Genomic DNA, 19,220 nt, shown 5'->3' with positions numbered 1-19,220 from the left:
TAACGATGACTGAATAAAAAAGTAAAGAGATTAACTCTTTGCTTTTTTTTTGCTTTTTTTTTGATTTTATAAAAAAAATTGAAAATTTCTGAAATATCTTGAAGAAAACTAGGTCTTTTACAATACCATTCATTTATATATCCTCTGTTTACTATGAATCATATTTTTAAAACGATACTTTTTGTTTTTGTTAGTTTAATTATTGGGGCAAGTTTTACTGTAAACGCCAGTGAAACAGCAAAACCTTGGCAACTGAAAACTCAAAATGGAGAGGTGATTAGTTTAGAACAGTATAAAAACAAGCCTGTTATTTTACATTTTTGGGCAACTTGGTGTCCTTATTGTAAAAAATTACAACCAACCTTAGTTGCACTGCAGAAAAAATATCAAGCACAAGGTGTAGAACTCATTTCAATTAGCTTTAATGAAGATGAAGGTGCATTGCCTCAAGACGAAATTAATCGCAGAGGTTACTCTTTTTTAACTGGGGTAATGGGAGAAGAGGTTGCTAAACTTTATGGCGTTAGAGGAACCCCAACAACATTTTTTATTAATCGTAAAAATGAAATAATTTGGAAAACCTCCAGTTCAGATAAAGCTGATCCTCGTTTTGATTTAGCGCTACAAGAAATAATTAAAAAATAATCAATAATGTAGATTTCTGGGTCAAAACTCCGCTAAAGGTAATGTTCTCTAGTAACATTACCTGTTTCCAACTACTTTTTGCTTAAATCTTAACAAAAAGCCAATTTTTTTAAACTTATCCATTGAAAAGCATTTTGCTGACCCCACTTATTATTCAACAAACAATTTAATCAAAATTACTTTATCTATTTAGATAAAGATTTATGAATAGGAGCTCCCAAGATGGGCAAAATTATTGGTATTGACCTAGGAACAACTAACTCATGTGTTGCTGTTTTAGATGGCGACAGTGTACGTGTTATTGAAAATGCAGAAGGCGATCGCACAACTCCTTCAATCATTGGTTATACAGCTGAAGGCGAAACATTAGTAGGTCAACCTGCTAAGCGTCAATCTGTGACTAACCCTGAAAATACTTTATATGCAATTAAACGCTTAATCGGTCGTCGTTTCGAAGATAAAGAAACACAACGTGACATCGATATTATGCCATTTGGTATTGTTAAAGCGGATAACGGTGATGCTTGGGTTCAAGTTAAAGGCGAGAAAATTGCTCCGCCACAAGTTTCAGCTGAAGTTCTTAAGAAAATGAAGAAGACTGCTGAAGACTTCTTAGGTGAAACCGTAACTGAAGCTGTTATTACTGTTCCTGCTTATTTTAACGATTCACAACGTCAAGCAACGAAAGATGCTGGTCGTATTGCTGGTCTTGAAGTTAAACGTATTATCAACGAACCTACTGCAGCTGCACTTGCTTACGGCATGGACAAGCAAGAAGGCGATAAAGTTATTGCGGTTTACGATCTAGGTGGTGGTACATTCGATATTTCAATCATTGAAATTGATGAAATGGATGGCGAACATACTTTTGAAGTACTAGCGACTAATGGTGATACTCACTTAGGTGGTGAAGATTTTGATAACCGTCTAATCAACTATCTTGTAGCTGAATTCAAAAAAGACCAAGGCATGGACTTAACGTCTGATCCTTTAGCAATGCAGCGTTTAAAAGAAGCAGCAGAAAAAGCTAAATGTGAACTTTCTTCAGCACAACAAACAGATGTTAACTTACCTTACATCACTGCTGATGGTTCAGGTCCTAAGCACATGAACATCAAAGTGACTCGTGCTAAATTAGAGTCATTAGTTGAAGATATGGTTAAAGCAACTTTAGAGCCGCTTAAACAAGCGCTTAAAGATGCAGATTTATCAGTAAGCAAAATTGATGATGTTATTTTGGTTGGTGGTCAATCTCGTATGCCACTAGTTCAAAAAACCGTTACTGATTTCTTCGGTAAAGAGCCACGTAAAGACGTTAACCCTGATGAAGCAGTAGCTTCTGGTGCAGCGATTCAAGCGGGTGTTCTTTCTGGTGATGTGACTGACGTTCTTTTATTAGACGTTACACCATTGTCATTAGGTATCGAAACTATGGGCGGTGTGATGACTAAGGTTATCGACAAAAACACTACTATCCCAACTAAGCAATCACAAACATTCTCAACAGCTGACGATAATCAAGCTGCGGTAACTGTTCATGTTTGTCAGGGTGAGCGTAAGCAAGCTTCAGCAAACAAATCTTTAGGTCAATTTAACCTTGAAGGTATTGAACCAGCACAACGTGGTACACCACAAATCGAAGTAACTTTTGATATTGATGCTGATGGTATCTTGCACGTTACGGCTAAAGATAAGAATACTGGTAAAGAGCAAAAAATCACTATCAAAGCTTCTTCTGGTTTATCTGATGAAGAAGTAGAGCAAATGGTACGTGATGCAGAAGCTAACGCTGATGCTGATGCTAAATTTGAAGAGCTAGTAACTGCACGTAATCAAGCTGATGGCATGGTTCACGCGACTCGCAAGCAAGTTGAAGAAGCAGGCGAAGAGTTACCAAGCGAAGATAAAGAAAAAATTGAAGCAGCATTAACTGAGCTTGAAGAAGCAGTTAAAGGTGATGATAAAGAAGTAATTGAAGCTAAAACTCAAGCACTTATGGAAGCATCAGCTAAGTTAATGGAAATTGCTCAAGCTAAAGAACAAGCTCAAAGCGCTCCTGAAGGTGCTCAAGAAGCTGACGCAGCTCCTGCAGACGATGTTGTTGATGCTGAGTTTGAAGAAGTTAAAGACGACAAGTAATTTTTGATTCGCTAAGGTTAGGTTTTATTACTTAATCTTAGCAAGCAAAAGAGTTAGACTATGTCATCAAAATAAAGCGTCGATATTTCTCGACGCTTTTTGTATGTAAAGTATTCGAACATAATTTTAACTTGGTGCTAATTTTCTTGATTTTTTATCAAAATTTTCAGAATAATGAAGAAAATTAGTCTCAATCAACTTGAAGTAAAGAAACCGATTTATGTCAAAACGTGATTATTATGAAACATTAGGGGTTAGCCAAGACGCCTCTGAGAAAGAAGTTAAAAAAGCCTATAAAAAATTAGCAATGAAATATCACCCAGATCGTACTCAAGGTGATAAGTCTAAAGAAGAAACGTTTAAAGAAGTTAAAGAGGCCTATGAAATCCTCAATGACGACCAAAAGCGTGCTGCTTACGACCAGTATGGTCATGCTGCTTTTGAACAAGGTGGTAACGGTGGTGGCGGCGGTGGTCATGGTGGTGGATTTGGTCAAGACTTCGGCGATATTTTTGGTGATATTTTTGGAGGCGGCGGCGGTGGTCGTGGACGTCAGCGTCAGCAACGTGGTTCAGATTTACGTTATAACGTAGATTTATCACTTGAAGATGCAGTTAAAGGTAAAAGCTTAGAAATCAAAGTACCGACTTATGTTAGTTGTGAGCCTTGTGATGGCTCTGGTGCTAAAAAAGGTACTTCTGCTAAAACATGTAGCACTTGTCATGGCCATGGCCAAGTACAAATGCGTCAAGGGTTATTTGCTGTTCAGCAAACTTGTCCTACTTGTAGCGGCAAGGGTAAAGTTATTACTGATAAGTGTACTTCATGTCGCGGTCAAGGACGTGTTGAGAAAACTAAAACGTTATCAGTTAAAATCCCAGCGGGTGTTGATACAGGCGATAGAATTCGTTTATCAGGTGAAGGTGAAGCCGGTGAACATGGCGCACCAGCAGGCGATTTATATGTACAAGTAAATGTTCGAGATCACGAAATATTTGTTCGTGATGAAAATCACTTATATTGTGAAGTGCCGATTAGCTTTGTTACTGCTGCCTTAGGTGGTGATATTGAAGTACCAACACTGGGTGGTAAAGTTAAGTTAAAAGTTCCTAAAGAAACACAAACTGGAAAAATGTTCCGTTTGCGTGGGAAAGGCGTTAAGTCTGTACGTAGTTCTACTACGGGTGATTTAATGTGTAAAGTGGTTATTGAAACGCCAGTTAACTTATCAGGTGATCAGGCTGATTTATTACGTCAATTAGAAGAAAAGATGGCGAGTAGCAGCAAGAAACATAGTCCAAAAGAAAGTGGCTTTTTTGATGGTGTTAAGAAGTTTTTTGATGATCTTAAAAGCTAAGACTTTTAGTTTTAGCTGATTAGAGCATCAAAATAAAAATCCCGCGTTATTTAACAATAACTGCGGGATTTTTTATGACTGATATTTATCATTTATTTGTTAGAGCTTAAGACAGCAATTACTCGTCGAAATTGGGTAAAATACCGCTGCGGCTATGTTCAAATACTAATGATGTTTCTACGGTCGTCACTTCATCACGAGACGTAATGTTTTTAAAGACAAATTGACGTAAATGCTCACTATCTTTTACCGACATATGAATGTAGTAATCATAACTACCACCCATGTGGTATAAATTGAGTATCTCAGGGTGCATTAATAAATCGTCACGCAGTCCATTAACAATCTGCTCAGAATAGGGTTGTAAACGAATTGCGGCAATTGCTTCTATATTACCGCCGATAGTTTTTAAATTAACATCGATAAATGCACCTTTAATCACACCACTTAGTTTTAAGCGTTTAACTCGCTCTAAACATGTAGACGGGGCAATACCTATTTTGGCTGCAAGTTCTTTATTCGTAATATCTGCATCATCATATAGTATGGTCAATACTTGTAAATCGATGCTATCGAGCTTCTTCATTTGTCACCTATAAGTTTATTACCGCTTCATTAAAGTAAATACTACACTTAATGCAGGTAGAGAGACTAGTGAAATAAGTGTATTATTTGAATTATTGACGTAAATAATTAAATTATCCGAATTATTTTTAGACTTAAGTCTAAAATCTTGTGTTATGTCGTGTTAAAGTCGTTACAAATTTTCACATTTATAATGTTTGCCACTGCTATGTAATCTGACATATTATGGCTATATCTCTTGATACGATTACTTCTCATTATAAAAATTATAAGGTTTACTCTATGACTTTGCTTTGGATACCCTTGCTATCCTTACTTGGCAGTATTATTTCTTCAATGACGGGTAAATTAACGCGTAATCAATCGACCGGTTTGACCATGTTAATGCCGATCATCGCATTATTAATGACGATTAGCTTAGCGCCAGCAGTTTTCTCTGGTGAAGTTATTCGTCAAACTATTTCGTGGATCCCTTTACTGGGTATAGACATCGCCTTTCGTTTAGATGGCTTAGCGCTGTTGTTTGTTTTTATGATATTAGGCATCGGCATATTAGTTATCTTTTATGCTCGTTATTACCTAAGCAGTAAAGACTCTATGCCCAAGCTTTATTCTTATTTGATGCTGTTTATGACTGCGATGCTTGGTATTGTCATGTCAAACAATATCATACAGCTGTGGTTTTTTTGGGAACTCACCAGTATTAGCTCGTTTTTGTTAATTAGTTATTGGTGGCATAAAGCTGAAGCACGCAAAGGTGCGATAATGGCTTTAACCATAACCGGTGGCGGTGGTTTAGCATTACTCGCTGGTTTACTTTTGTTGGGTAATATTGTTGGTAGTTATAATTTAGACATTATTTTAGCCAGCAGAGAAATAATCCAATCACATGCTTGGTATGAAGTAACCTTAATATTAATACTACTTGGCGCTTTTACTAAGTCAGCACAATTTCCTTTTCATTTTTGGTTGCCACATGCTATGGCCGCGCCAACGCCGGTAAGTGCTTACCTGCATTCCGCCACCATGGTAAAAGCGGGTATCTTCTTATTAGCACGTTTCTATCCTGCTTTAGCCGGTACTGAACTCTGGTTTATTCTGGTCAGTTTAACCGGACTAACCACATTATTATTTGGCGCTTATATAGCTTTATTTAAACATGATTTAAAAGGTTTATTAGCCTATTCGACCATCAGTCATTTAGGTTTGATCACCTTATTATTAGGATTAGATACTCAGCTTGCGGCAGTCGCCGCTATTTTCCATATAATTAATCATGCAACATTTAAAGCCTCTTTATTTATGGCAACCGGTATTATTGACCATGAAACTGGTACGCGTGACATGCGAAAACTCAACGGTATGTGGCGATTTATGCCTTATACGGCAACGTTGGCAATGGTGGCAGCGGCTGCGATGGCTGGTGTTCCGCTATTGAATGGTTTCTTATCTAAAGAAATGTTTTTTGCTGAAACGCTACATCAACAATTACTCGGATCTATGTCTTGGCTTATTCCAGTACTTGCCACAGTTGCAGGCGCTTTAGCGGTGGCTTATTCGGCTCGCTTTATTCATGATGTTTTCTTTAATGGCGACCCCATTGATTTACCAAGACAACCCAGTGAACCGCCTCGTTATATGCGAGTGCCAATAGAGATACTGGTTGCTTTGTGCTTAGTTGTGGGAATATTTCCGAACTTTATTGTTGACGATATTTTAAAAGCAGCCTCATTTGCTGTAATTGGTGGATATGTACCTGAGTTTAAAGTTGCTCTATGGCACGGTTTTAATTTACCACTCTTGATGAGCGCCATTGCAGTAACCGGTGGTGTATTACTGTATACACAGCGACGTTATCTGTATCAATATCATGCTTCACTGCCTAGTTTTGACGCTAAAAAGGCCTTCGATAGCACTATTTATGTAGTGACTAAGTGGTGTCAGCGTAAAATATGCGCTATAGAAAACGGCTCTTTACAACGCTATTTAATCTTGATGTTTGTTGTTGTATTGTTTTTTGCTGGTTGGCCATTATTTGAAATGAACCAGCTAGGCGGGCAAAAACAACTCACTCCAATTGATGTTCATAACGCAATTGGCGCTGCCTTGTTAATGATTGGTGCCATTAGTACTGTGATTTGGTATCGCACACGTATGATATCGCTGCTGATGATCTCCGTCGTAGGTTTAATGGTGTCTGTCGCGTTTACTCGTTTCTCAGCACCTGATTTAGCATTGACTCAATTAACGGTTGAAGTAGTCAACATTGTTTTACTTATGCTGGCATTATTTTTCTTACCGCAACGCTCGCCAAAAGAGTCTAGTTCTATTCGAGTGTTGCGCGATTTAGGGATCTCAGCCGCTTTGGGTATCGTTGTTAGTAGTATTTGTTATGCATTAATTACACGACCACTTGAGTCAATCTCTGATTTTTTCTTAGCGAATGCTAAAACAGGCGGCGGTGGAACTAACGTTGTTAATGTTATTTTGGTCGATTTTCGTGGCTTTGATACTTTAGGCGAAATCTGTGTACTAGGCATTGCAGCATTAGGTATTTCAAAGCTGCTAGTTAACTTACCTTTAATTATGCCAAGCAGTGACAGTGAAGGGCGGCCTTGGGCGAAAGAACGGTACCCTATTTTATTAGCGAGTATTTCTCAGTCATTACTGCCTTTGGCATTAATGGTGTCGTTTTATATTTTCTTACGCGGACATAACCTCCCTGGTGGTGGATTTATCGCAGGTTTAGTGACTGCAATCGCTTTTATTTTGCAGTATATAGCTCATGGTTCAAACTGGATTTCTGAGCGCTTACCCATTAATTACCGCAAGATTATTGCATCAGGGATTACGATAGCGTTATTTACCGGGGTTGGCAGTTGGTTCTTTGGAAGACCTTTCATGACCACGTGGTTTGATTATTTTGATATCCCTTTTATTGGAGAAATTGAACTCGCTAGTGCCTTGATATTTGATGTAGGTGTTTATTTTACGGTAGTGGGTGCGACATTAATGATTTTAGCAAGTCTAGGTCAATTAACGGCTAATACGCCTAAAGAAGAGGTGAATATTTAATGGAGTTACTTTACGCATCTTGCGTTGGGATTTTAGTGTCTTGTGGCGTGTTTTTAATATTACGCTCTAGAACTTTCCCCGTTGTATTAGGGCTAACGATGCTCTCTTACGCGGTTAATTTATTCCTGTTCTCTTCGGGACGGCTTAGCCTCAACAAGGCTGCTGTATTAGGAAACAGTACTCAATATGCTGATCCATTGCCGCAAGCCCTAGTGCTAACCGCGATTGTTATCGGTTTTGCAATGACAGCCTTTGTGGTTATTTTAGCTATCAGAGGACGAGCAGACTTAGGAAGTGACCATGTAGATGGCCTAGTGCTCGATAAGAATAGTGATAAAAAGAACGACAAAAATAAAAAGGGTAAAGTATGATCCAACATTTGACATCTTTACCCGTGTTATTGCCGATGTTGGCAGCTGTTATTTTATTAATGCCACCTTGTGGCAAAAGTATAGCCATCAGAAGAGTTGCTTCGGTAGTATTAAGTATAATCACATTTTTAGCATCGTTGGCCTTGTTATTGAAAGTGCAAGCCGACGGTACGCAAGTTTATGCAATCGGTGATTGGAGTGCGCCTTTTGGTATTGTTTTAGTGGCTGACCCTTTATCTACTTTGTTAGCTTGCTTAACCGCGTTGCTAGGCATTGTATGCGTTTTATATGCAAGTGCAGGAGATGATGATAAAGGCAGTTTCTTCCATCCACTCGTACATTTTCTAGTTTTAGGGGTAAATGGCGCATTTTTAACGGGTGATGCTTTTAATCTATTTGTCTTTTTTGAAGTGTTGCTCATTGCCTCGTATTCATTACTAATGCACGGTGGAGATAAAAAGAATACTCGTGCCGCTTTACAATATGTAATTATGAACCTTGTTGGCTCGGCGGTTTTCTTGATTGCTCTGGGTGTTTTATATGGGGTATTAGGTACTCTAAATATGGCTGATATGGCTCAGAAAGTATCACTCTTACAAGGTGATGATGTTTACCTTGCTAAAATAGGTGGCTTGTTGCTGCTGGTGGTCTTTGCTTTAAAAGGCGCCTTATTACCGCTACATCTGTGGTTACCGAATACTTACGCTACTGCTATGCCTATTGTCGCTGCATTATTTGCAATAATGACAAAGGTTGGCGTGTACTCAATGATGCGTGTTTATACGCTAATTTTTGGCGATGAAGCCGGTGAACTGAGTCATATGGCGCAAAGTTGGTTATGGTGGTTAGCACTCGCCACTATTGCTATGGGCACAATAGGAGTTATAGCGAGTAAAGACTTAAGAAAATTAGCCGCAAATTTGGTGATTGTGTCGGTGGGAACCTTAGTTGCTTTAGTTGCCGTTCAAACCGTTGAGGCCAGTTCTGCAGCTATTTATTACTTAGTTCACTCAACGTTGGTCACTGCAGCACTATTCATCTTAGCTGACTTAATTGGTCGTCAACGTGGTAACGTTGCGGATCGCATTACTGCGGGTCCTCCAATCGCTCAGCCAAGGTTGCTTGGTGTTTGCTTTTTGATTGCCGGTATTGCGGTGATAGGCATGCCACCATTGTCTGGTTTCATTGGTAAAGTATGGTTACTTAAAGCAACATTAAATGCCGAATATACCTTTGTTTTTTGGCCGCTCTATTTACTGGCAAGTCTAGCGATATTGATTGGTGTGTCTAAAGCTGGCAGCACTATTTTTTGGCATCATCAAGGCAGTGTTCAAAGTAATGCAACAGAAAATGCAGGGCAAGAACGCGTTCACCCTGCGCAGCTAGTAGCATTGATTATTCTTATTTCTGGTGCGCCTTTAATGAGTTTATTTGCTGGACCATTAAGTGAGTATGCAATTGATGCAGCTACCCAGTTACATGATTTTAATTACAACATTAAAGTTATTCTTTCAGGAGGCCAGTAATGCGGTTAGAAACACGATTTAAATGGCTCCCCGCTCCAATATTGAGTATTTTACTATTTTTTGTATGGTTATTATTAAATAACAGCGTATCGGCTGGGCATATTGTATTAGCGGTTATTTTGGCCATAGTTATTCCATTGGCGACTAGCCCATTTAGAACTAAGCAGCCATTAATCATCAAGCCAGGTTTGGCAATACGTCATTTATTTTTGGTTTTATATGACATTATTACTGCGAATGTCCAAGTTGCTATTTTGATATTAGGTCCGACTAAAAAATTAACGCCTGGCTTCATCAAGGTGCCGTTAGACTTAACACACAGTATGCCAATAACCATTTTGGCGAGTACAGTGTCATTAACACCAGGAACAGTCAGTGCAGAAGTGCTGCCTTGGAGCGAGTCTTTCATAGAAGGAGAGGGATCGGAACAACGATTTTTACTGATACACGTTTTAGATCTTAAAGATGAACAAGCCTTAATAGACACAATTAAGCAACGTTATGAAGCCCCTCTTAAGGAGATATTTCAATGCTAGAAACTGTGATTTTAATTGTGTTCGCTATGATAGGTTTGTCATTATTATTAAATATATGGCGTTTATTGGTAGGACCCTCTGTACCTGATAGGATACTTGCGCTCGATACTATGTATATAAATAGCATTGCATTGATTATTTTATATGGCATGAGTATGGGGACAGCATTATATTATGAAGCTGCACTGTTAATCGCGATGTTGGGCTTTGTTAGTACGGTTGCAGTATGTAAATACCTGCTACGCGGCGATATTATAGAATAAGGGTTAAGTTATGACTGAATGGATTATTTCAATATTATTATTAATTGGCGGCTCTTTTGTACTCGTTGGCTCTATTGGTTTAGTGAAAATGCCTGATTTTTTCATGCGTCTTCATGGTCCAACTAAAGCGACAACACTCGGAATGGCAGCCTTGTTAACTGCCGCAATGATTTTTTTTAGCACGACACAATCAGGATTTAGTGTAAAAGAAATACTTATCTCTCTGTTTTTATTACTAACGGCACCAATTAGTGCTTATATGATGATTAAATCGGCCATTCATCATAAGCTTGATAGTATAGATCGGACCCAAGGTAAAGATAACATCGAAGATGAGCTTTAATCCCTTACAGTTTTTTTTCTCGCAATTAAGTTAAGTAGTGTTGTTGACTCACTTATCTCAGCGATCTTGGGTTACTTCGTAACAAAGATCGTAGTATCAAGTCGATTTATACCTCAGTAATTAATTAAAAATGGCAATGTAACAATCACTATTTTTCGTTATAATAGCCGACAATAATTCCAGCTAATTAGCTTAGTTTATGCAGCACCACTACCAAGATCTTATTTCCCTATTCGACCAGGTTTTTTTTAAGCAATACAATACTCGCTTAATCAAAGGTGGTGATGAACCCTTGTACGCACCTGCCGACGAAACCTGTGCTTTCCATCAAATAATTTTCGCTCATGGTTATTACGCCAGTGCCTTCCATGAAATAGCTCATTGGTGTCAAGCTGGTGAAAAAAGACGTCTATTAGAAGATTTTGGTTATTGGTATATTCCAGATGGTCGCAATGAGAAACAACAAAAGAAATTTGAGCAAGTTGAAGTTATTCCCCAAGCGATTGAATGGGCCTTTAACGTTGCAGCACAGAGAAAATTCCATACCTCTGCAGATAATCTCAATGGATATCAAGGTGACCTTAGTGGTTTTAAAGCAAAGGTTTATCAACAAGTGTTAATTTTTATCGAGAATGGTTTTCCACCTCGAGCACAGCAGTTTATTGAAGCACTAACTAACTTTTATCAAACACCTTACCCTTTAACGGTAATACAGTTTGGTGAGAATGTAGGAAATAGTGAAAAGGAACATGAATATGAAACATTTTAAATTGGGGTTTATAATCAATCCTATTGCAGGCATCGGTGGTAGTGTTGCACTTAAGGGAAGTGACGGCATGGCAATGCACGCATTAGCCTTAGGAGCGAAACCTCAAGCAAACGCGCGGGCTTCACTGGCTCTTGAGGTATTATTACCTTACAAAGATGACATAGTGATTTATACCGCCAATGATCTTATGGGTGAAAAATGTGCCCGTGATTTAGGCTTTAAAGTAGAAGTACTTTATCAAGCAAAGCACAAGCACACTGAAAGTGAAGATAGTCAGCTAGCCGTTGAAGCTTTACTGGCAAATGGCGTGGACATTATTTTATTTGCTGGCGGTGATGGTACTGCTCGAGATATTGCGAATGTTGTTGCTAGTGATGATGATTATCAGCAAGTACCCGTTTTAGGGATACCTGCAGGTTGTAAAATTCACTCCGGTGTTTATGCTATTACGCCAAAAGCCGCAGGTCGCATTATTGAATTAATGGTCACCAAGGAATTAGTGACCTTAACTACCGGTGATGTGATGGATATAGATGAAAGCTTATTTAGGCAAGGCATTGTCAAAGCAAAGCGGTATAGCGAGATGAAAATTCCGAGTGAGCTGCGCTATGTGCAAGCGGTTAAGTCAGGCGGAAAAGAAAGTGACGAACTGGTATTACAAGATATCGCAGCCAATGTTATTGAAGAAATGAATGACCATGATGACCGACAATTTATAATCGGCTCTGGCTCAACCACAGCTTTTTTAATGAGTGAATTAGCCTTAGAAAATACTTTACTAGGTGTTGATATTGTTAGCGAACAATCACTGATTTCCTCCGATGTCACTGAGGCGGAACTCTACAAAGCAATTACTGATTATCAGGGGGTGACTAAGCTTGTTATAACCTTAATTGGTGGCCAGGGTCATGTTTTTGGTCGTGGTAATCAGCAATTAAGCCCTCGTATTATTCGAACTATTTTAGCGCAAGCTGGTGGTAGTGAAAACATTACTATTTTGGCGACTAAGGCTAAATTAGAAGCCTTGAATAATAAGCCACTAATTAGTGATACCGGCGATGTTGAACTCGATCAAGAGCTTTCAGGATTTATGCCGATAACGACCGGTTATAAAGACCAAGTGCTTTACCCACTTGCTAGCCCTCAATAATAATTAAATTATGAATCACTGTGCAGGTAAAAAGCTTCAAGACAGCGTTGCTCCCAACACCAATAGCAAGCTATTGTAATCTTGAGCAGATTGTCCTGATTTTTATCTGTACAACTACTTCACAAACCTAAAGAAAGTGGTATAAGTCCACTTTAAGATTATGGTAAGTGATATATATTAATATCTAGGATAAAACTTTATGTCAGATAGTTCAGACAATACCTTAACGACAGTTGAGCAGTTATATAAATATTTGGATAGTTTATTTGAACAGGATATCGATAGCGATACTCTGTTTGCTAGCGGTTACTTACGCGGCTTAATTGCTTTGACAGCTACAGATTTTGGTGATGAACAACAATCACTAACGACAGAACTAATACAAGCGATTAATCATAAAATAGCGGCTGCTAAAGCAGAGTTATCTCCACAGGATAGCGTAATTGTCAGTAATTTTTGGTTGGAATTACAAGAGAAATTAGCCATTAATACCTAAATAAAAAAGCGATTAACAGTGCTGTTCATCGCTTTTATTTTTTATACGAACTAACTTCATTTATTTATTAGCTGGTTTTATCCAAGAAGCGTATTTGTTTTCACTTATGCTTACTATCTCATAAAGTTTAGTGATATCGTTCATTGCTTTTAACAATGACTCACTAACTACTTTAATAGTCTTAGGTGAAAATCTTCCTTTATCTGAACCATCAAAACGAGTTTTGTAAAAGCTCCATTGATTAGTAATATCTTGCAATGATTCTTTGATTTCTGGAGTGTTCTCTCTTGAATTGATTAGTTTAGTTAAGGCTTGATCAAATTGTCTTGCTGTTTTATGCATCTCTTGTTGAAATAATTTTTCCGTATAACCTGAGTTGCTTGCGTAATAAAGCATAGCTAAGCGCTGAGATAACATACGTTGTCTGCCTGATAAGTTAACTAAATGATCGCTATGTGATCTTGATGTAAATTCGATACTTAATACTAAAGCATGCGCCGTTTTCAGTAAGGATGTGCTTTTTTTGACCACTCGCTCAGTGTTTTCTGTCTTAGCATTCTCTAAAGCAAATACACGAAAAGCATACCATTCTCTTTTAAGCCTCTGAAGCGCCGTTTTAGATTTTTTATCTTTAATTGAACTAGTTAAGTTAAATAGATTTTCTTCGAAAAGTGCTGCACTTTCATCTAATTCATCGGCAGCAGCATCCGCATCGATATCTTGGCTTAATAGTATATAATTCTTAGCCATACGTTGCGACAACATACGTTGTAACCCTGCTTGGTTAATGGCTTGTGATGTATTTAGCTGTTGGGCATCAACGGGATGAAAAGCGATGCTTAATAGCAATGCAATGATAATGATAGGCCATTGAGGCAAGCTGACTTTCATGTCTGGAACTCCTAAATATAATAAACCATTTTTTATCGACAGAAGTACCGTAAATTATTTTTCTGGTAAGGAGGTTGATTTAGCACAAGTTTTTTTGTTTATTTACGCTTTTATTTACTCCTTCTTTGCTGTCTTAATTATTTAGTAGGTCGATTATACTTATGACTTTATTTTTCGTTTTATAATATCCCTGATGATAAAACGGTTAGGACTTAAGTTGAATAACATTTGGCTATCCACTGGGTAAGGGGTATTACATAACTCAGCTGTTAAGATATCAGCAGCCAAAGGTGCTGAACACAAACCTCGGGCACCAAGCCCAAGTAAGACGTAAAGGTTATCAATACACGGTGCTGCTTGGCTATATTTCCAATTTTTATCTTTGGCTAAATGAGAGTAAGTAGCTACATGTTCTTTAATATCAGGCACTGCACCTACAAGAGGTAAATGGTCTTGTGACATACAACGTAGTCTTGCTTTACTTGAAGAAATATCTTGCTCTTGCCAATCAATGGTTGACGACAATTCTGGTAAGCACTTATCTAGCATTGTTAAGTTATACTCATCATCAGCTTTGTTTGTTGTGATATTAGTATCATTTTTCTGGAACGTTGCTCCAATGCAATGGATACCGTTATTTTCAGGGGTTAAATAGCCCTTATGGCAAATTACGGTAGAGAGTTTATTTATCTTATTATTACTCTTCATGCTCGTTATTTGGCCACGAGTAGCGGTAAGTGGCAAAGGTTTTAGCTGTTCGATTTTAATCGCATCAGCACCTCCACATATTACTAATACACTGGCGTTAAATTCACCTTGGTTACTCGTTAAAGACCAGGAAGTGCTGTTTTCATTTGGGGTGGCATTAGCAACTTGTTTTATTTTAGTGATATGAGTATCGGTCATTATTTTTAAACGGGTAGTTGACTTGGCCGCATTAAAAATTTGTTTAACTAAGTCTTGAGGAGATATCCAACCAGCATTAGGCATAAAAAGACCACCATAAGATAGGTCTATATTGGCAAGTTCGCTGGCCTGTTTCGCATTGACTCCATGGATGAGGTCATTAGGCCAAGTATTCAGGCTTTCAAATGCGTGTTGTCTCTTAATTAATGCTTCCTTATAAGATACTTCTAATAATCCACACCATTGGTGTGCGAATGAAAAACCTTGCTCGGCAATCTCTGTATATAACGCTTTAGCGCGCCAGAAAGCTTGCTGGTAAAAAGAGCTTATATCATCTTCCTGTTGGTGTAATAAAGGATATAAAGCGCCAATCGCATTGCCAGACCCGCCTTGCGCAAGAGAAGTATCTTTACAGTATAAAGTTACTTTTACTCCTTGCTTAGTTAATGCATAAGCAGCACAAGCAGAAGCGATACCACCCCCAATAATACTTACGTGTTGGGGTTTTGTAATAAGAGGTCTTAAATAGTAGCCTTTATTCGTTATCGGGTTATTTTGCATGACAGCAGACAGCATTTCTTTCTTTTTACCTTTCGCTAATAGTTTTTCAAGTCGAAAGCCGATATCACGCAGTTGTCTTTTTACAAAGCCAGCAACAGTAAATGTGGTCAGTGTCGCTTGATCTTTAGAAAGTCTGCCAATTTGAGAGAATAAATCCTTACTCCACATGTCAGGTTTTTTTGCTGGAGTAAATCCATCTAAATACCAAGCATCGACTAAACCTTCTTTTGAACAGTTTAATGAAGAGAAACCTTGGGCTGCATCATCAAAGATAAGAGTTAACCGTACTTGGCCATTGAAAAAGGTTGTTTTAAATTCTTGACCAAACTCTTCGACAGGGCAATCAGGGTAACTATTAATGAGTGTTAAGGCTAACGATTGTAGTTGCGGTAAAACAGACAAAGACTGGACTAATTGCTCTTTTGTTAGTGGGTACTTTTCCACGCTGATGAAATGCAAAGGTGCTAGCTGAATCGATGAAGCTTGTTGCGATTTTTGGTACGCCTGTAAGGTTAATAAAAAATTTAACCCAGTGCCAAAACCTGTTTCTGCCACGGTAAATGTTTGTTTAGCAACTTGTAAACGTAATCCTATTTTATTTTTTTGAATAAAAACAAAATCACTTTGCAGATAACCTGACTCACTTTCAAAATAAATATCATCAAAGCGCTGGCAATAAGGGGTTCCATCTTTTTGGTAGGATAATTTATTGCTATTATTTGTTTTATCGAGTTTTTTCATGAAAAATTCTTTAGGTGAAGTGACAGTGTTAGAGGATAGTTCTATTCGCTTACCTTGCCTATTTTACGCGAAATATAGGTTTTGATCAGAAATAAAGGTAGATAAATTAAAATGTCATAGATATATTAGAATGGATATCATATTATAGTGTACAAGTGTACGCTGGTTTTTTGTTGTGATAAGCAACTAGTAATACCAGTTCAATCGCTATTACTTGTATAATAGCGCAAAATTTCATAATTATAGATGGTAGTTAAATGAAACGTGTCGTAATAACAGGCTTAGGTATAGTCTCAAGTATTGGTAACAATGCGGATGAAGTATTAGCCTCATTAAAAGCTGGTAAGTCAGGTATCTCTCATTCTGAAAGTTTTGCAGAGCAAGGTCTACGTAGTCAAGTTTGGGGTAAACCTGATATTGAAACTAAAGATCACATTGATCGTAAAGCCATCCGTTTTATGGGTGATGCTGCAGGTTATGCTTATATTGCTATGGATCAAGCTGTTAAAGATGCAAAATTAACTGAAGATCAAGTCTCAAATTTCCGTACTGGTATTGTTGCTGGATCTGGTGGCGCTTCATCTGAAAACATCGTTGCTTCAACTGATACGCTTCGTAACCGTGGTATTCGTCGTGTTGGTCCTTATGCCGTACCAAAAACTATGGGCAGCACAGTATCTGCTTGTTTAGCAACGCCTTTTAAAATTAAAGGTGTTAACTACTCAATTAGTTCAGCTTGTGCAACAAGTGCTCATTGTATTGGTAATGCGATGGAGCTTATTCAATTAGGCAAACAAGATATCGTTTTTGCTGGTGGTGGTGAAGAAGTTCATTGGTCACTTGCTATGATGTTTGATGGCATGGGGGCTTTATCAGCCGGTCGTAATGATACACCTGAATTAGCTTCTCGTACCTATGATGCAGACCGTGATGGTTTTGTAATTTCTGGCGGCGGCGGTATGGTTGTTGTTGAAGAATTAGAACATGCCCTTGCACGTGGCGCACATATTTACGCTGAACTTGTTGGCTATGGCGCAACCTCTGATGGTTATGACATGGTAGCTCCAAGTGGTGAAGGCGCAGTTCGTTGTATGCAACAAGCCATGCAAGGTGTTGAAGGTAAACTTGATTACTTAAATACTCACGGAACTTCTACACCGGTTGGCGATGTTAAAGAATTGGGCGCAATTCAAGAATTATTTGGTGAAGATTCACCAGCTATTAGTGCTACTAAAGCAATGACAGGTCATGCACTTGGTGCTGCTGGCGTTCACGAAGCTATTTACTCAATATTAATGATGGAAAACAACTTTGTTGCTCCTTCAATTAACATTGATAATTTAGATGAGAAAGCACAAGGCTTAGATATTGTTACTGAAAAGCGTGATGTTGAGCTAAACCTTGTTATGTCGAATAGCTTTGGTTTTGGCGGTACTAATGCCACATTGGTAATGAAAAAATATAAATAAGCTTATATTTTGGAGCTCAGCTCCGACTTAATGCTCATTTTAGAACTAATAATAAACCACGCTAAATAATATTTAGCGTGGTTTTTTTATAATTCATGACAAATTTTTTAGCTCTGCTGGGTTAAATTTAGTACTTATGCTCTAAATGAGCGTATAATTGAGACACTTTAATGTCTTTAGTCAAATAGTTAGAATTTATGAAAATATATTTTGATGAAAATATGCCATTTGCCAAAGAGTTTTTTAGTGAACTCTGCCACCTTAATAACGGTATCGATGGCGAAGAGCAGGGAGAGTTAGTTCCTTTTTCAGGTCGGACGTTAACCGCAGCACAAGTTGCTGATGCAGATGTTTTATTAGTACGTTCAATTACTCAGGTTAATGAACAACTACTTCACTTGAACGATAAAATTTCTTTTGTTGGTAGTGCCACTATAGGTACTGATCATATCGACTTAAATTATCTCGCCAAACGAAACATCACTTTCCATTCAGCGCCAGGTTGTAATGCCATTTCAGTTGCTGAGTATGTACTCAGCGCATTAGTCGTTTTAGCTGAGCGGTATTTACTCACTTTATCTTCATTAACCGTCGGTATTGTTGGCGGCGGCAATACAGGTACTCGTTTAAGTGAAAAACTCACTGCATTAGGTATTGAACATAAAATATGCGATCCTTTACTTGAAAGAAAACAAGCCGAAAAGCAAAAACAAGATAAAAGTCATAACCCTACTGACCAACGACATTATGTACCCTTGGGGGATGTTTTAGCGTGTGATGTTATTTCTTTGCATGTGCCTAAAGTTGTAGGTGGAGAACATCCTACAAACAAATTGATAAATGCAGAGAACCTTGCCTTATTGCGTGAGGATCAAATATTAATCAGCGCTTGCCGTGGTGATGTTATTGATAACCACGCCTTATTAGCATTAAAAACGGCAGGTCATGGCGTAAAAATTGTACTCGATGTTTGGCAAGGAGAACCTGATGTTCTTGAAGCCTTAATTCCTTATACTGAAATAGCCACAGCACATATAGCAGGTTATAGCTTAGAAGGAAAAGCTCGTGGTAGTGAAATGCTCTATCAGGCATTATGTCAACAGTTAGCAATAACGCCTAAATATCAGTTAGCAAACTTTTTACCGTCGGCTAGTATCCCTGCAATTGAAATTAATCAAGATTTTAATCAAATATTACTAAACCAGTTAGTTAAAATGGTTTACGATGTTAGGCGAGACGATGCAATATTTCGTCAACAATTATTTGTACAAGGTTTCGACAGTTTAAGGAAAAATTATCCCGTTCGAAGGGAGTTTTCTGCTGTTACGGTCAACTTATCATCTACTACTTATAGCGATGTACCACATCGTTTAGGTTTTAATAAAAATTAATTTAAA

17 protein-coding genes are annotated in these 19,220 nt (G+C 38.1%); 14 read left to right on the top strand and 3 right to left on the bottom strand.

The genetic code is table 11. The features are described 5' to 3' along the window. Positions 1–153 precede the first annotated feature (153 nt). The 3 genes from ESZ36_RS13770 (at position 154) to dnaJ (ending at position 4,141) form a co-directional block, all read left to right on the top strand. Positions 154–645 carry a peroxiredoxin family protein gene (locus ESZ36_RS13770; RefSeq protein ID WP_146788943.1) on the top strand — a complete coding sequence of 164 codons (492 nt, stop codon included), beginning with the start codon at positions 154–156 and terminating at the stop codon, positions 643–645. A gap of 222 nt (positions 646–867) precedes the next feature. Then, a complete protein-coding gene (gene dnaK, locus ESZ36_RS13765) occupies positions 868–2,784 on the top strand; it encodes a molecular chaperone DnaK (protein WP_146788941.1) in 1,917 nt (638 codons plus the stop codon). A gap of 220 nt (positions 2,785–3,004) precedes the next feature. Beyond that, positions 3,005–4,141 (top strand): molecular chaperone DnaJ, encoded by a 1,137-nt coding sequence (dnaJ, locus tag ESZ36_RS13760; RefSeq protein ID WP_146788940.1) that lies wholly within the window; start codon positions 3,005–3,007, stop codon positions 4,139–4,141. A gap of 118 nt (positions 4,142–4,259) precedes the next feature. Here the strand turns inward: dnaJ and ESZ36_RS13755 are convergent, their stop codons facing one another. Next, positions 4,260–4,727, bottom strand: coding sequence for an Lrp/AsnC family transcriptional regulator (locus tag ESZ36_RS13755; RefSeq protein ID WP_011044568.1), 468 nt, complete (start codon positions 4,725–4,727; stop codon positions 4,260–4,262). A 281-nt stretch (positions 4,728–5,008) separates the two neighbouring features. Here ESZ36_RS13755 and ESZ36_RS13750 point away from each other — a divergent pair, with 281 nt between their 5' ends. The 9 genes from ESZ36_RS13750 to ESZ36_RS13710 all read left to right on the top strand — a co-directional run bounded on the left by ESZ36_RS13750 (position 5,009) and on the right by ESZ36_RS13710 (position 13,255). Continuing rightward, positions 5,009–7,801 (top strand): monovalent cation/H+ antiporter subunit A, encoded by a 2,793-nt coding sequence (locus ESZ36_RS13750; protein ID WP_146788938.1) that lies wholly within the window; start codon positions 5,009–5,011, stop codon positions 7,799–7,801. Next, entirely contained in the window at positions 7,801–8,172 is a 372-nt protein-coding gene (locus tag ESZ36_RS13745) for a Na+/H+ antiporter subunit C (protein WP_146788936.1), read from the top strand. Before ESZ36_RS13750 ends, ESZ36_RS13745 begins: the two co-directional genes overlap by 1 nt. Continuing rightward, the gene (locus ESZ36_RS13740) at positions 8,169–9,698 is read left to right on the top strand and encodes a monovalent cation/H+ antiporter subunit D (protein ID WP_146788935.1); all 1,530 of its coding nucleotides are present in this window, start codon (positions 8,169–8,171) and stop codon (positions 9,696–9,698) included. The genes ESZ36_RS13745 and ESZ36_RS13740 overlap by 4 nt, the downstream gene beginning before the upstream one ends. Further along, entirely contained in the window at positions 9,698–10,234 is a 537-nt protein-coding gene (locus ESZ36_RS13735) for a Na+/H+ antiporter subunit E (protein ID WP_146788933.1), read from the top strand. The genes ESZ36_RS13740 and ESZ36_RS13735 overlap by 1 nt, the downstream gene beginning before the upstream one ends. Then, complete coding sequence (locus tag ESZ36_RS13730) at positions 10,228–10,497, top strand: K+/H+ antiporter subunit F (protein WP_011044563.1); 270 nt, start codon at positions 10,228–10,230, stop codon at positions 10,495–10,497. The genes ESZ36_RS13735 and ESZ36_RS13730 overlap by 7 nt, the downstream gene beginning before the upstream one ends. A 10-nt stretch (positions 10,498–10,507) precedes the next feature. Next, positions 10,508–10,840, top strand: a complete 333-nt coding sequence (locus ESZ36_RS13725) for a Na+/H+ antiporter subunit G (protein ID WP_146788931.1) — start codon at positions 10,508–10,510, stop codon at positions 10,838–10,840. Between the two features lie 199 nt (positions 10,841–11,039). Further along, the gene (locus ESZ36_RS13720; protein ID WP_146788929.1) at positions 11,040–11,609 is read left to right on the top strand and encodes an elongation factor P hydroxylase; all 570 of its coding nucleotides are present in this window, start codon (positions 11,040–11,042) and stop codon (positions 11,607–11,609) included. Continuing rightward, entirely contained in the window at positions 11,596–12,759 is a 1,164-nt protein-coding gene (locus ESZ36_RS13715) for an ATP-NAD kinase family protein (protein ID WP_146788927.1), read from the top strand. Before ESZ36_RS13720 ends, ESZ36_RS13715 begins: the two co-directional genes overlap by 14 nt. A 199-nt stretch (positions 12,760–12,958) precedes the next feature. Further along, complete coding sequence (locus ESZ36_RS13710; protein ID WP_146788925.1) at positions 12,959–13,255, top strand: YfcL family protein; 297 nt, start codon at positions 12,959–12,961, stop codon at positions 13,253–13,255. Between the two features lie 60 nt (positions 13,256–13,315). Here the strand turns inward: ESZ36_RS13710 and ESZ36_RS13705 are convergent, their stop codons facing one another. Both ESZ36_RS13705 and mnmC read right to left on the bottom strand, forming a co-directional pair. Further along, entirely contained in the window at positions 13,316–14,146 is an 831-nt protein-coding gene (locus ESZ36_RS13705; RefSeq protein WP_146788924.1) for a type IV pili methyl-accepting chemotaxis transducer N-terminal domain-containing protein, read from the bottom strand. Between the two features lie 159 nt (positions 14,147–14,305). Beyond that, complete coding sequence (gene mnmC / locus ESZ36_RS13700) at positions 14,306–16,354, bottom strand: bifunctional tRNA (5-methylaminomethyl-2-thiouridine)(34)-methyltransferase MnmC2/FAD-dependent 5-carboxymethylaminomethyl-2-thiouridine(34) oxidoreductase MnmC1 (RefSeq protein ID WP_146788922.1); 2,049 nt, start codon at positions 16,352–16,354, stop codon at positions 14,306–14,308. Positions 16,355–16,611: 257 nt separating this feature from the next. Between mnmC and fabB the strand changes: the two genes are divergently transcribed. Both fabB and ESZ36_RS13690 read left to right on the top strand, forming a co-directional pair. Then, positions 16,612–17,823, top strand: coding sequence for a beta-ketoacyl-ACP synthase I (fabB, locus tag ESZ36_RS13695; RefSeq protein ID WP_011044556.1), 1,212 nt, complete (start codon positions 16,612–16,614; stop codon positions 17,821–17,823). 197 nt (positions 17,824–18,020) lie between these two features. Next, positions 18,021–19,214, top strand: coding sequence for a 4-phosphoerythronate dehydrogenase (locus ESZ36_RS13690; RefSeq protein ID WP_146788920.1), 1,194 nt, complete (start codon positions 18,021–18,023; stop codon positions 19,212–19,214). The last annotated feature ends 6 nt before the right edge of the window (positions 19,215–19,220 follow it).

Origin of the sequence: Colwellia demingiae (genome assembly GCF_007954275.1) — a bacterium.
Classification (GTDB): Bacteria; Pseudomonadota; Gammaproteobacteria; order Enterobacterales; family Alteromonadaceae; genus Colwellia; species Colwellia demingiae.
This window is presented reverse-complemented; position numbering and strand designations above follow the sequence as displayed.

Excerpts from the sequence above, each read along its gene's own strand:
- ESZ36_RS13770 (WP_146788943.1), top strand. The coding sequence starts at position 154 with ATGAATCATATTTTTAAAACGATACTTTTTGTTTTTGTTAGTTTAATT.
- dnaK (WP_146788941.1), top strand. The coding sequence starts at position 868 with ATGGGCAAAATTATTGGTATTGACCTAGGAACAACTAACTCATGTGTT.
- dnaJ (WP_146788940.1), top strand. The coding sequence starts at position 3,005 with ATGTCAAAACGTGATTATTATGAAACATTAGGGGTTAGCCAAGACGCC.
- ESZ36_RS13755 (WP_011044568.1), bottom strand. The coding sequence starts at position 4,727 with ATGAAGAAGCTCGATAGCATCGATTTACAAGTATTGACCATACTATAT.
- ESZ36_RS13750 (WP_146788938.1), top strand. The coding sequence starts at position 5,009 with ATGACTTTGCTTTGGATACCCTTGCTATCCTTACTTGGCAGTATTATT.
- ESZ36_RS13745 (WP_146788936.1), top strand. The coding sequence starts at position 7,801 with ATGGAGTTACTTTACGCATCTTGCGTTGGGATTTTAGTGTCTTGTGGC.
- ESZ36_RS13740 (WP_146788935.1), top strand. The coding sequence starts at position 8,169 with ATGATCCAACATTTGACATCTTTACCCGTGTTATTGCCGATGTTGGCA.
- ESZ36_RS13735 (WP_146788933.1), top strand. The coding sequence starts at position 9,698 with ATGCGGTTAGAAACACGATTTAAATGGCTCCCCGCTCCAATATTGAGT.
- ESZ36_RS13730 (WP_011044563.1), top strand. The coding sequence starts at position 10,228 with ATGCTAGAAACTGTGATTTTAATTGTGTTCGCTATGATAGGTTTGTCA.
- ESZ36_RS13725 (WP_146788931.1), top strand. The coding sequence starts at position 10,508 with ATGACTGAATGGATTATTTCAATATTATTATTAATTGGCGGCTCTTTT.
- ESZ36_RS13720 (WP_146788929.1), top strand. The coding sequence starts at position 11,040 with ATGCAGCACCACTACCAAGATCTTATTTCCCTATTCGACCAGGTTTTT.
- ESZ36_RS13715 (WP_146788927.1), top strand. The coding sequence starts at position 11,596 with ATGAAACATTTTAAATTGGGGTTTATAATCAATCCTATTGCAGGCATC.
- ESZ36_RS13710 (WP_146788925.1), top strand. The coding sequence starts at position 12,959 with ATGTCAGATAGTTCAGACAATACCTTAACGACAGTTGAGCAGTTATAT.
- ESZ36_RS13705 (WP_146788924.1), bottom strand. The coding sequence starts at position 14,146 with ATGAAAGTCAGCTTGCCTCAATGGCCTATCATTATCATTGCATTGCTA.
- mnmC (WP_146788922.1), bottom strand. The coding sequence starts at position 16,354 with ATGAAAAAACTCGATAAAACAAATAATAGCAATAAATTATCCTACCAA.
- fabB (WP_011044556.1), top strand. The coding sequence starts at position 16,612 with ATGAAACGTGTCGTAATAACAGGCTTAGGTATAGTCTCAAGTATTGGT.
- ESZ36_RS13690 (WP_146788920.1), top strand. The coding sequence starts at position 18,021 with ATGAAAATATATTTTGATGAAAATATGCCATTTGCCAAAGAGTTTTTT.